At 57.8% G+C, this 13,173-nt stretch carries 5 protein-coding genes and 5 tRNA genes; 4 read left to right on the top strand and 6 right to left on the bottom strand.

The window, feature by feature from the left end; genetic code table 11:
* Positions 1–3 precede the first annotated feature (3 nt).
* Entirely contained in the window at positions 4–1,890 is a 1,887-nt protein-coding gene (locus CAG18_RS24890) for a hypothetical protein (protein WP_143492691.1), read from the bottom strand.
* Between the two features lie 445 nt (positions 1,891–2,335).
* Here CAG18_RS24890 and CAG18_RS24885 point away from each other — a divergent pair, with 445 nt between their 5' ends.
* The 3 genes from CAG18_RS24885 to CAG18_RS24875 all read left to right on the top strand — a co-directional run bounded on the left by CAG18_RS24885 (position 2,336) and on the right by CAG18_RS24875 (position 11,338).
* Positions 2,336–7,423 carry an RHS repeat domain-containing protein gene (locus CAG18_RS24885; RefSeq protein WP_085721757.1) on the top strand — a complete coding sequence of 1,696 codons (5,088 nt, stop codon included), beginning with the start codon at positions 2,336–2,338 and terminating at the stop codon, positions 7,421–7,423.
* Between the two features lie 256 nt (positions 7,424–7,679).
* Positions 7,680–10,256 carry a fimbria/pilus outer membrane usher protein gene (locus CAG18_RS24880; protein ID WP_085721756.1) on the top strand — a complete coding sequence of 859 codons (2,577 nt, stop codon included), beginning with the start codon at positions 7,680–7,682 and terminating at the stop codon, positions 10,254–10,256.
* Positions 10,253–11,338: a fimbrial protein gene (locus tag CAG18_RS24875; RefSeq protein WP_085721755.1), complete on the top strand. Its 1,086-nt coding sequence runs from the start codon at positions 10,253–10,255 to the stop codon at positions 11,336–11,338. Before CAG18_RS24880 ends, CAG18_RS24875 begins: the two co-directional genes overlap by 4 nt.
* A gap of 109 nt (positions 11,339–11,447) precedes the next feature.
* Here the strand turns inward: CAG18_RS24875 and CAG18_RS24870 are convergent.
* The 5 genes from CAG18_RS24870 to CAG18_RS24850 all read right to left on the bottom strand — a co-directional run bounded on the left by CAG18_RS24870 (position 11,448) and on the right by CAG18_RS24850 (position 12,008).
* A tRNA-Gly gene (locus CAG18_RS24870) sits at positions 11,448–11,523 on the bottom strand.
* A gap of 85 nt (positions 11,524–11,608) precedes the next feature.
* Positions 11,609–11,684, bottom strand: a tRNA-Gly gene (locus CAG18_RS24865).
* Positions 11,685–11,687: 3 nt separating this feature from the next.
* Positions 11,688–11,763 (bottom strand) — tRNA-Glu (locus CAG18_RS24860).
* A gap of 89 nt (positions 11,764–11,852) precedes the next feature.
* Positions 11,853–11,928 (bottom strand) — tRNA-Gly (locus CAG18_RS24855).
* A gap of 4 nt (positions 11,929–11,932) precedes the next feature.
* Positions 11,933–12,008: transfer RNA gene (locus CAG18_RS24850), tRNA-Glu, on the bottom strand.
* Positions 12,009–12,295: 287 nt separating this feature from the next.
* Between CAG18_RS24850 and CAG18_RS24845 the strand changes: the two genes are divergently transcribed.
* Positions 12,296–13,063, top strand: a complete 768-nt coding sequence (locus CAG18_RS24845) for a hypothetical protein (RefSeq protein WP_015269386.1) — start codon at positions 12,296–12,298, stop codon at positions 13,061–13,063.
* Positions 13,064–13,173: the final 110 nt, after the last annotated feature.

Here is a 13,173-nt window from a genome sequence, read left to right as displayed (position 1 = left end):
CTGTTAGTTGCGCAGCGGCAATGAATAAGGAATGAATTGAAAGAAATGTTCGCCTCCGTTAAAGCTCACCCGAGCGCTCAACGTGAAACGATCATCTATTTTCAATTTTCTAAGATGGTCTTTGGCGAGTAACTCCTTGACCCCATTATTCGCCTCGTCGACCGTGACGGCTTTAGCGTCCCTTACGATGACCCTGACCGGTTGTGACGCCTTGTCCACACCGGACATTTCGATAGTCAGCAACTGACCTGCGGCTACGAATGTCCAAGTATCCAACATCAGCCCAAGCCCCTTCTCGGGCACAGCGGCAAGGGATACTCCGCCGTCATCGAAACCCTCACATCTCACAGATGGGTAAGTAGATGTCGCCAAGGGTTTGATACGCAATTTGTAAGGTTGCGATTGGACGTAGTCGTCGCCTCGCGTCAAACGATAGAAAACATCGAAGCGCTCGGTAAAATCCTTCTCGCCTTTACCCATATTGGCCGGCACATATTCCGGGGGGATCCAGAACCGCAGCGGGTTGGCCGGGGAAGCCGGTTCCTGGGCGATATACTGGCCAAACGGGGTGCGTCCCCACCAATGAACGTGGGGCACTTCTCCTTCTTGCACCTCCGCCGCAGGCACATCGACATAAACACCAGCCGTAGACTCGCCCGCCAGTATGAGACCTCTATTTGCCGCACCATCAGAAGTAGCCTTGGCAACCGTCGGGGCATCAGGAAGACGTGCACGCTGCACATTCACTTCCAGTACTTGCGAGTGCAACGCGGCACCTTGGCGACCATACAGGAAAGAAACACTTACCTTGGAGCTTTGGCTCTCGACGAGTATTTCCTGGTCAACCTGGAAGACGATCGAGTCGGAAGCTCGCGTACTCGGGTCCACACGCAAGGATGGCAGCCACTGCCGCCCCCCGCCCGGGATCGACCACAACATGACGATGTAGTCCGAATCCGCAATGCCAGGATATTCCGGCACCTTGACCACCAAGCCATCAGGGTGTTTGCTGGGATCCAGCGGATCGCCCTCGGTGTACCCGTCAATTGACGGTTTATCGAGATAGCCGGGTAGCGTAGCGTCTGAGTCGACTGTCAGACGCTGTACCGGAGACTCCAGTTGCCCACCGTCGACGAAATCTATGGTGTAGGACGCCAACACGTAGCCCGGGTCGATCCAGTCGAAGAACCCCCTCCCGATCACTTCACTGATGGCTTGTTTATCGAAGTGGGTCTTGCCTACGGTGACCTGCCGTGTCCAGGTCTGATCCTCGGTACCGTCGGATTCATACCCTACGACCCTGAGGGTGACCTTGTCGCCCTCGCGCATGGCTTGATAGCGAGGCACCATTGCTGTCAGCCCGGCCCCAGGCAGCTTGTCTGGCTGGATGATCAGGCCGTGCGACTGAACCAGTTGCAGTACAGACAGCGTTTCACCTAAGCGCGGCCTCAGCCCGATGTAGCAAAACCTGCGCAACGACTCGGCCTCTTCAGACGAGCCAGGTTGAAAGGTGTAGGAATAAAATACCTCTCCGCCGGCAGCGTCGACCAGATATTGGTTCTGGATGCTTACTTCAAGCCCGTCGGGCAGGTCTTTATCCTCGATATAAAAATTACCTACATAGTCGAATGCCTTTCCCGTTGTACCTCGTCCTAACCAACGTACGCGCAACCTGTCGTCTTTCTTCATGCCGTCGTACTGAATCGTCGTGCGCAAGTCATTAGCACCCAACTTGTCCAGGTCAATCTCATTGGACGCAGTCAAGTCAGGAATGCTAGGCGCTGCAAGATCCTCCTTACGGTAACCACTATTTTTGATATCTCGTTCCAGACAATCCACAGAAGAGGATTTCAAAAGCCCAATATTCGGTTGGCCCGGTCGCTCAACCATATCAATACCTCCACTCCATACGCACCTCTCTTCACACCGAGATCAGATACGCAGGTCACAATAAGGGGAACATGGGGGAGTGAAACGCAAGACAGCGTTGCCGTAGCGCCACCCGCTGATATCCGATCACATGCCAGGTCATTTTTAGAGCAGGCCTGTGGCGCAGACAACTAGCAGAATTAACAGGTAGCCGGCAGCGCCACGCTGCTGTGCAGGCAAGGCGCACCTATCAGTTTTACCAGGTGCGCAGGCGTAGTTTTTTTCTTAGCCTTCGAGACAGGCTGAGCGCTTCTGATATTCGTAATGCCTGGGCAGCCCGCTGAAAAGACACGACTTGAAGAACCAGATAAGGCGGGCTTCATGCGCACGCAGAACCACTGCGCATTCAGGTTTTCTTTCTGGGCTACAGCGCGGCCAGCACATTAACCTCTCAGGACCTAACGCCATGGCAACCACATCGAATGCCTTCCATTTTTCCAGCTTCATGCAAAGTAGTGTCGACCCACGCACCGGCTTGTTTACCCAGTCCATTGCCCTGCCACCACTGAACGCCAATGACTTGTGTGGCCCGGATTATCCTGGGCAACTTGATTTCAACCCGATGAATAGTACGAATGCCGGTTTTGGTATTGGTTGGAACCTAAAGAACAGTCGCTTCAACTCCCTCACCGGCATGCTCGATCTTTACACCGGCGAGACATTTAAAGTTCACGATAACGGGCCCGGGCAAAAACCTGTAACTCCTGAAGTAAAGTTGGATAGTTTTCACTTCCAGAACATCAGCAAAGACAACAGGAAGCGCTATCGAATTGCCCACAAGTCTGGGTTGATCGAGATTCTTGAACCACAACGCAGCAACCCCGATATAGCAATAACGGCACGCGTCACCAATGCCTCTGGCCATGGCATCAGGTTCATGTACGACACAGAGAAAGATCACCCACGACTGACCTCGATCACGGACGATACGGGACGCAGTTTGCTCGAAATCGACTATTCGTTAACAGATCAGGTCAGTATCACAAGCAACCCGAAAACCCCCGACAGCGCGCGCTACACGCTGAAGCTGGACAGCGAACAACTCAGAAAAATAATCCTGCCCACCTCGACCGATGAATACTGGGACGTGAATTATCAAAGCCATGAACAAGGCACAGGCAATGAGAAAGTTACACTTTACTTCATAAATCGCATCAAAAACCCAGATGGCGGCGTGGAAACGATAAGGTACAAAGGTGATGGCCACAAATACCCGGGTATCGAGCGCACACTGCCCTGTGTCGAAGAGCATGTGGTCATGCCCGACCGGCTCGATACTAGCACTCACATGCGAACACGTTACCGTTTCTCAAGCAACAACTTCCTTGGCAATAACACTGGCCTTATTTATGGAGATGATGGCACAGATCAACTGTACAGGTACGCCAATTCCCATTATGAATACACTTCGACTGCCGAGCATTATCTCGGCAGTGCTATTCAGCGGACGGTCGTCAGCACATTCAACCGGTTTCATCTGATGACCCTGCAGACCACCACTGAGCAAGGCTGCATCGAAACGATAAGTACGAAGTACCACGAAAAAGAAAACACACAATTCGGCGACCAGCCTGCTTACTTCCAGCTACCACATAAAGTTATAAAAAGCTGGCGCCAGGCTGGCTCATCGGAACCAGGCGATAGCGAAGAAACGACTACCCTCTATGATAATTACGGCAACCTGCTGACAGAGATCAAACCCGACGGCTCGCGTATGGAGCGCACTTACTATCCTGGCACCGAAGACCCGGAAGGCTTCGTTCGCAACCTCATGACCGCCACCATTTACCCGGCCAGCACAGACAATCCAGAAGCACCGAAGGCGCAGGTCGTGAGCAACCTGTATAAATACATCGAACTGCCTGCAATTCCCCAAGCCAACATCGCCCCAGATTTGCCCAACCTGCCAAATTGGCTGGCGCTGCAGCAGGAAGACATGTACGAAGGTCCGGTAGAAGACGGGCGTTTACTCAACAGTAAAAAGCGCCACTACCTCAACAAGCCCGACCTGCCGTTCCTGCATGGTCGACTCGATAAGCAAGTCCTGGAAATCAATGACACTAAAGCTGTCAGCAGCTGGAAGTATGAGAAGGTCAAGGCAGATGATGGCACGCTGAGCTGGGGCCAAAACACCGAAACCTTCACTGACTACACAGGTACCCTGCAGAGAAAGACAACCAGCACCTTTGCCTTGCACACCGGGCAGTTAGTGCTGGAACAGGACGCCAATGGCGTGTTCACACGCTATCGACACGATCTGCTGGGGCGCGTCATCGGGCAAACTGCTAGCCCGGGCACGTCATTTGCCGCTACACACACGACGGTCTATAAGTTCCTTGAGGATGACGGAAAGATACGCGCTGCTGAAGAAATCACAGACAGCAAGGGGGTCATCACCCGCATCGTTTACGACGGCAACCGCCGCCCTATCAAGGAGCAGCGCACAGCCAAGCACCCACTCAGCGGCAACCCCATTACGCGCACCGTATCCCAAATGCGCTATGACTCGGCTGGCCGCCTGGCCAGCGAAACCAGCTTTGACTATCTGCCGGCCAACGATGGGTCACAAACAGAGCGCGTGCTGCAGTTGGTAAACCGCTACGCCTACGATGGCTGGGGACAACGGAGTGACGTTATTCGCCCGGATGGCGTAAGGGAACGCGTCGACACCTCGCCACTCGAGGCCGGTGGGCGACTGGTGACTCGCTGGATCGAAAGCCCGAAGTTGCCAGGCAAGCGTCTGCAGTTGCACATCAGCAAGCTGAACCGTTTCGGCAAGCCGGTCTACGAATACCGACAGGTGGAGGAAAAAGACAGACCTGTATTACAGGTCGGTCGCACCGACTACACCTATGACGGACTTGGCCGCTGCCTCAGCGAAACCGAGACCATCAGAGACCCTGTCGACAGCAGCAGGGTGATCACCCGTACCAACCAGTTCAGATATGACGCGCTGGGAAGAATGTTCAGCAACCAGCGGCCGAACGGAGCGACCTTGTTGCGCGAGTTCGCCAGCCATAGCGTGGGGGAACTGGTTACGCGACTTGAACTGAAAGTGGCTGGCAGTAACACCGGGCAGATCCTGTACCAACGAAACTTCGACGGCCTTGATCGGCTGGTGCGTCTGGCGGTGGGCTCACGGGAGGAATGTTATACCTACAGGGGCACAACTCAACTGGTCGAAACGCGCACGGCGTACAAGCTGGAAATGACCGGCAAAGGCAAGTGCAAGCATATCATCCGCTATGACTACGAGCCGGAACTGACCGAACAACCGAAAAAGCTCACGGCCACAGTGGAAGAACAAGGCCAGTTGCTGAGCACCGAGAACGCCGACTTCGAGTACGACGTCAGCAGCGCGGATATCAACACTGCCAGCAATGCCCTTGGGGTACGCAGTTATATTTACACCGACCAGGGTGACTTGGCAGAGGAACACTGGCAGGAGCACGGCGGCATGCCGTACAGCACGTTCTACCAGCAGTCCTGGCAAGGCCGGCCGCTACAACGCAAGTACAGTGATGGGTTGCCGTGCAATTATGAGTACGACGACCTCGGTCGAATCAGCAGTGTTGTACAAGGCCCACTGAAATCCACCTTGGCGTACAACGACATCGGTTTGCTCAAGTCGACCGAAACCCGCGATACAACCAACCCCATCCCGGAACAACAACCTGTTGCCCTTTGTAATCAGTACTACGATACGTTAGGACGAGAAATCAGCCGCACGCTGAGTGTAAACGGCCAGGAGCAGACTTTCACACAGGTATGGCAGGACGATGACATGCTGCATTCGCGTACACTGGAACGCGGTGGGCGGCGTGTTCGTCACGAAACATTCCAATACGACGAACTTGGCCGTCTGACGAAGTATGACTGCCCGGAAGACATCGCCCGAACCGTCGCGAATGGCCGACAGATCAAGACCCAGATATTCAGTTTCGACGACGTGGACAATATCAAGCGTTGCCGAACGACCTTCATCGATGGCCAACGAGACGATGCAAACTTCACCTATGCCAGCCATGACATTTATCAACTGGACAAGGTCACACACACTTTGCCGCCGGAGGGTTGCCCAGCCGAGCAGTCGTTCGGCTATGACGCACTGGGCAATATGCTCAACGACGAATGTGGTAACAAGCTGTACTACGACACCTTCGGGCGGCTGCAACAAGTGCTGGATGCGGCTGGCACGCTGAAAGCGCGGTATGGCTATGACGGCCATGACCAACTGGTTTATTCCAGTAACGACAACAGTCGGCAGCAGCGACGCTACCTGGGCTATGAAATGGACAGCGTCCTCGAGGACGGACTGCTGACACAGTACCTGCATACTGGCGGCCAACCCCGCGCGGAATTTCAACTGGACGTGGGCGAACAGAACGCGGTGGGGCCTGTCACCTTCCTGCTCACCGACCACACTGGTAGTGTGATTTGCGAAAGCGAAGAGCAAACCACGCGCTATGCATGCTACGCACCGTACGGCGAACAACTGCCTGAGGACAGCGCACAAGAACTGCGCAGCCTGTTGGCGTTCAATGGCGAAGCACGTGAGCGCGCTCTTGGCTGGTTGGGCTGGTTGGGCTGGTACCTGCTGGGTCTTGGGTATAGGGCCTACAACCCACGCCTGATGCGCTTCCATAGCCCAGATTCGCTCCCCCCCGAAGAAACCGGCATCAACCCGTACAGCTATGCCTTGGGTAACCCGGTCTACTGGCAAGACCCTACCGGCCACCGTGGCCAACCGGTGACACATGGCCGCGAAGCGCCGCTGGAGATCATCTCGGATAATAAACCCAAGATACCGTGGTACGTCTGGCTTGGTGTGGCTGCGACCGCCGCCATCTTCGTGGTCTCGGCCATCGCCATGCCATGGACGGCACCGGCTACCCTCGGCATCACGGCCGGCTATGTGGCGGGTGTTGTAGGGGTAGCGTCCAACGGTGTCGCTGCCGTGCTCCAGGGTGTGGGAACTGCAAAGAGGATTGAAAACCCTGAGCTGTCGGATGCGCTGTTCCACATCAGTACAGTGTTCAGCGTCATTGGCATGTATGCCGGCGGCTACGGTTCGGCAGCGACGAGGGCGGCAGTGAAGGCGGCGAAGTCGGCTAGTAGTTCCGCGGTCAACGTTGCGACTAAGGTTGAGGTAATCAATAACTCTGTTAAAAGTCTCAAAATCACGCCTCGCACACCCGTACGGGAAGTGAATTTTACTTCCTCAGCAACCCAAACCACTGCCCCAGGAAGCCCGCCCATTACACCTACGCCTACATCTACACCTACACCTTCGCCAAGGCTAGTAAGCGACGGACCAAGTACCTCAGCGGGCCTTCGTGCCGAAAATGCAACAAAGGCCGCGGCCCGCACTGGAACTAGGGCCCCAGCTCCCCCAGGCACCGGGCTGGGAGATCTAACACTGCTGGATGAACATAACAACTTCTTTTTCGGGAAAATGAAGAACGGAAAGTACGGTGTCGGCCGACTAGGCTAACGCCCATCGCACCGGTTCCCGCAGCTGATAAGCCGCGGGAACCGGCTAGCGGGTCACCTGCTTCGTCATCGACTCCTTCCACCACGACTACTGACTATTCCTACATTCCCGCCCCCTCTTCCCCCCCTACCCTGCCCTCGCCTGTAAACCGTGATCCCGCAGCGCAACCTGCCGTCACGCCACTCCCAATATCGCACCAGGCGCCTAGCACGAGCCCAACGGTGCATCGTCTGACGGCGCCACCCAGGACTCGCTCATGCTCCAGCTCGACCGGCGCAGGCTCATGCCGTTGCGCCCGCGCCTCGCCCCGCTGCCGCCGCTGCTCGGCGGTTGCCTGGCCCTGACCTTGGCCAGCCCGGCACCTGCCGAACAAATCGACATGGCCTTCCAATCTGGCTTCATGCGCCAGGCACCCGGCCAGCCCGCCGAAGCGGGTGCCCTGGCCCTGCGCCACCTAGCCACGCAGGCACGCCTGCCTCCCGGACGCTACCGGGTTAACCTCACGCTCAACTTCGACACCTTACCGGAACAGGAGCTCGACTTCGTCGAAGCCCCCCACGGCGACGGCCTGCAACCCTGCCTCACGGCCGAGTTGCTGCGCAGTCTGAACCTGCGTGAACAAGCGCTGGAGGCTCCCCTGCCCGACACCTCGCAGTGCCTGGACCTGGCGCAGTATCTCCCGCAGGCAACCGCCGAGTTCAACGCCGCACAATTGCACCTGGCTCTGTCGATCCCGCAGATCGCCCTGCGCCAGGACCGTTCGGGCAGCATTCCGGAAGAGCGCTGGAGCAATGGCATCAATGCCGCGTTCATCAACTACCAGGCCTCGGCCCAACACAGCAACCAGCGCGACGGCCGCAGCAGTAATAGCCAGGACCTGTACCTGAACAGTGGTATCAACCTGGGCGCCTGGCGCCTGCGCAGCAAGCAGGCCTTGCGCCAGACGCCCGACGGTGAACGCCAGTGGACACGTAGCGATACCTATGCCCAGCGCGACCTGCCTGGCCTGCAGGCCAACCTGACACTGGGTGAAACCTTCACCAATAGCGAGATGTTCCGTAGCGTGCGCTTCACCGGCGCGCAGCTGGCCTCGGACAGCGGCATGCTGCCCGACACCTTGCAGCAGTATGCGCCGGTAATCCGTGGCGTGGCGCAAAGCCGTGCCAAGGTCGAAGTGCTGCACAATGGCTACCCCATCTACGCTACCTACGTCGCCCCCGGCCCCTACGCCATCGACGACCTCAGCGTAGGGTCCAGCCATGGTGAGCTTGAAGTGGTCATCACCGAAGCCGATGGCCAGGTACGCCGCTTCACCCAACCCTACTCGACCATGGGCAGCCTGTTGCGCGAAGGCATCTGGCGCTACAGCGCCACCGTTGGCCAATATGAAAGTGCGCAGCAGCTGGACAACCCGGTCTTCTGGCAAGCCACCCTGGCCCGTGGCGGTGCCTGGGACACCACTCTGTACGGCGGCCTGCTTTCCAGCGAGTACTACAACGCCAGCGTGCTGGGTCTGGCCCGCGACGTCGGCAACCTGGGAGCACTGTCGTTCGATGTCACCCGTGCTACCAGCGAACTGGGCCATGAACAGGGCAAGGTTCAGGGACACAGCCTTGCCCTGCGCTACGGCAAAAGCTTCCAGACCCGTACCAGCCTGCGCTTCGCCGGCTACCGCTACTCGACCCAGGGTTACCGCGATTTCGACGAGGCCGTGCAACAGCGCAGCAGTAACATCGATTACCTTGGCAACCGACGTAGCCGACTGGAAGCTTCGGTCTACCAGAACGTAGGTGACCGCAGTTCGCTGAGTCTGACCTTCTCCCAGGACACCTACTGGCAAACCAATTACCAGCGCCGCCAGTACCAGTTGCAGTACAACACGCAACTGGGCAAGGTGGGGGTCAACCTGTTCGCCACCCAAGCCCTGGACACCAGCAACCACGCTAGCCGCTCTTTCGGCCTGAGCCTGAACCTGCCGCTGGACTTTCGCCGCCAGCAACAGGCCAGCTTCGACCTGCGCCATGAGAATGGCCACTACAGTGAACGGGCCAGCCTGAACGGCGGCTTGCTGGACAGCCGGCTCAGCTACAACACCGCACTGACCAATGATAACCAAGGGCGCAAGAGCGCCGCGCTGTCCATGGCCTATCAGGGCAGTCAGGCCAGTATTGGCATGGGCTATACCGAAGCCAGCGATTATCGCAGCCTGTCGTTGAATGCCAGTGGCGCCGTGCTGCTGCATGACGAGGGTGTGGCCTTCGGTAGCCATCTGGGGGAAACCATGGCGCTGGTTCATGTACCCGGCGTGCCAGGCGTTGGTGTACAGAACACCCCGGCGGCGCGTACCAATGCCGAAGGCTATGCATTGATCCCGTACCTGCGCCCCTACCGGCTCAATAATCTGGTGCTGCAGACCGACGACCTTTCACCAGAGGTGGTGATTGGCAATGCCAGCCAACAAGTCGTGCCACGGCGCGGTGCGGTGATGAAGGCATCGTTCAATGCCGAGCATGTATCCCGCCTGGTGCTGACGCTGCTACAGGCCAATGGCGCCCCCGTGCCATTCGGTGCCCAGGTAGTCGATGCCGATGGCGTGACGCTAGGGGTCGTCGGCCAGGCAGGCCAGGCCCTGGTGTCGGCGCGCAGGGCCGGTCACCAGCAGATACAGGTGATCTGGGGCGGTGCCGGTGACGACGTCTGCCAACTGAGCATCGACCCGCAAGTCCTCGAACAGGACGGCGGTTACCGCCTGAAAACCTTGAATTGCCCACTTCCCCAGGCGGGCGCAAGCGCAGCCCTGCCTGACGAAAAACCCCAGGAAACTCTTTTATGAAACTGCTCAGACTCACCCTGGACCGCAACCTGTGGCTCGCCGGTTGCAGCCTGGCCCTTGGGTTATGGACGACCGCCGCACAGGCAGGCTGCGCGTTTGATGCGGGCGGCAGCTACATGACCTACGAGCGCGACATGGGCACATTCTGGGTACCACGCGATGCGCCTGTCGGTACCGTCATCGCCCGCGGCGCAATGGACACGACAAACAATGAGGGCGCAGTCATCAATTGCTTCTGGAACGACCTCGACATACCTACCGCCCGCTTGCCCAACACCGCTCCGGTATTTCCTGGCAGCCTGCCACCTATAGATGGCAGGAACGTCGACGGCTATGTCATGCAGACCAATGTGGCGGGGGTGGGCGTGTACTTGGAATTGTTCGACCCTTTCGATGGCAGCGCCCCCAACACCTTTCGCCCGGACCATGGCAGGCCGACCATCCCTTATACCGGCACCATGGCCAGCGCCGGGCCATTCAACCTGAGAATTTCCAGGCTGTACGGCCAGGCATGGCTCATCAAGACAGGCCCGATCGCCTCAGGGACACAACGCATCGACGGTGAACTGTTCCATGGGTCCATCCATCACCTGGGCAAGGTCCTGGAGTATCGCCTGAGAGCGGAAGTCAACCAGGCACAATGCTCGCTGAAAGCCGATGCAGTCAGTGCCGACCCCGTACACTTGGGCGACTACAAGGCCGATGATTTCAAAGGGGTTGGCACAACGACGAAACCCGTCCCCTTCCACATCAACCTCGTTGACTGCAAAGATGCCAGCGCGCCCCTCCCCGGTACCGCCAATGTGTACATAGAGCTGGATGGTATCGATGGTTCGAAACCCACCGTACCCGCGCAAGGGCGCTTCAGCCTGACCAGCGCCTCGGACGCCGACGGGGTCGAAATCCAGTTGCTGCGCGGCGACACAAGCAACCCCATGCCCCTGCAAGCGGAAGTGCGCATGAAGCCCGTGGAAATCGGCATCACCCGCCTGGACTTTTACGCCCGCTACTACCAGAGCTCGCCGATAGTGAAGCCAGGTTCGGCCGAGGGAGCACTGAGCTTTACCGTAAGCTACAAATGACAGGCAAAAAAAAGACCGCAGGGCTAATACCCTGCGGTCTGGATGGCGAAGAAAAACAAACGACAAAAACGAAGAAAGGGACTTGCGTCCCTTTCTTCGTTCTTCGATTTGGAGCGGGAAACGAGACTCGAACTCGCGACCCCGACCTTGGCAAGGTCGTGCTCTACCAACTGAGCTATTCCCGCATTGTGAAACCTTACCGCTATCGGCGTGAAGCGCCTTTAAGACCTTCACCACCACTGCACCGCATAGACGCCACAGTATTTAAACTGGAGCGGGAAACGAGACTCGAACTCGCGACCCCGACCTTGGCAAGGTCGTGCTCTACCAACTGAGCTATTCCCGCAAATGGCGTCCCCTAGGGGACTCGAACCCCTGTTACCGCCGTGAAAGGGCGGTGTCCTAGGCCACTAGACGAAGGGGACACACGACACTTTTCAGTGCACCAGGTTTGAACCTCACGATTCAGCCTGGATTTTCTTTTCCTGCCTCGCCGAAGCGCTGCCGGAGAAACTGGAGCGGGAAACGAGACTCGAACTCGCGACCCCGACCTTGGCAAGGTCGTGCTCTACCAACTGAGCTATTCCCGCAATTTGGCGTCCCCTAGGGGACTCGAACCCCTGTTACCGCCGTGAAAGGGCGGTGTCCTAGGCCACTAGACGAAGGGGACACGCTGCTGGCATTACTGCCTGCTTTCACTCCCTGCCGCGTTTCGCTGTGTGCTTTACGCTGCAAGTGGCGCGCATTCTATGGATGGTTCGGACAGGCGTCAACCCCTTTGTAGAAATTTATTTAAATCAATGACTTCCGGGTGAGTTGGGGTGCAGATGGGGGATGGGGTGCCGATATAGAGAGAAGCAATCCTGTGCCGGCCCTTTCGCGGCTAAAGCCGCTATTCGCCCCCCGGCAAACTCACTACACTCAAAGCTGTAATTCTTCTTCAATGAGGCATTAACGGTGACACCACTTCTGATCACCCTGCTCATCGTGGCGGGTATCGCGTTGCTGATCGTGATCGGCTACCTAAACAATGTGGTCGAGAACGGTAAGCTCGAGCGCGCCCGGATGAAGGTCGAGCTGGCCGACCGCCTGCGCCGCTGTGGCGAAATCACCGAGACCTTCCCCGGCCAGTTCATGACCCCGGCCTTGAAGTTGCTGCTGACCCGCCTGGAGCTCAACCTCAACCAGCGTCAACTGGCGATGGACAAGCACAATGCCGAGATCAAGGCGCGCATCGCCGAACTGGAGAGGCTGATTGCCCTGGGTGCGCAAATCCCGGTGAACAACCCGCCCAACCCGATCCAGACCGAGATCAAGGCCAAGGATGTGCGCTTCCTGCTGGAGGCGTTGCACAACCAGGTGACCCGCGCCGCCCAGGAGGGCTTCCTGCCCACGCCCGAGGCCAAGCAATGGATCAAGGAAATCCGCCATATCCTGGTGCTGCTGCATATCGAGTTCTTCAACAACCTCGGCCAGCAGGCCCTGCAGAAAAACCAGCCAGGCCAGGCGCGCCTGGCCTTCGAGCGCGGCGTGCAGTACCTGCGCAAGCAGCCGGAACCGAAGGTGTATGAAGAGCAGCTGACGTACCTGGAGAAGCTGCTGGCCCGGGCCAACGCCCAGGTGCTGGACCGCATGGCCCCGGCGGAGGACGAGCAGAATGAACTGACCCAGGGGCTCAAGACCGATGAGGAAGAGACCTGGAAGAAGAAGGTGATGTACGACTGATGCTTCAACCTGTACCGGCCTCTTCGCGGCTAAAGCCGCTCCCACAGGGACCGCATCGCCCTCAGGCTTGGTGCGATCCTTGTAGGAGCGGCTTTAGCCGCGAAGAGGCC

It is taken from the genome of Pseudomonas sp. B22(2017) (assembly GCF_002113105.1).
Taxonomy (GTDB): Bacteria; Pseudomonadota; Gammaproteobacteria; order Pseudomonadales; family Pseudomonadaceae; genus Aquipseudomonas; species Aquipseudomonas asiatica.
Note: the sequence above shows the minus strand (reverse complement) of the source record. Positions and strands in the feature narration are given on the sequence as shown.

Excerpts from the sequence above, each read along its gene's own strand:
- CAG18_RS24890 (WP_143492691.1), bottom strand. The coding sequence starts at position 1,890 with ATGGTTGAGCGACCGGGCCAACCGAATATTGGGCTTTTGAAATCCTCT.
- CAG18_RS24885 (WP_085721757.1), top strand. The coding sequence starts at position 2,336 with ATGGCAACCACATCGAATGCCTTCCATTTTTCCAGCTTCATGCAAAGT.
- CAG18_RS24880 (WP_085721756.1), top strand. The coding sequence starts at position 7,680 with ATGCTCCAGCTCGACCGGCGCAGGCTCATGCCGTTGCGCCCGCGCCTC.
- CAG18_RS24875 (WP_085721755.1), top strand. The coding sequence starts at position 10,253 with ATGAAACTGCTCAGACTCACCCTGGACCGCAACCTGTGGCTCGCCGGT.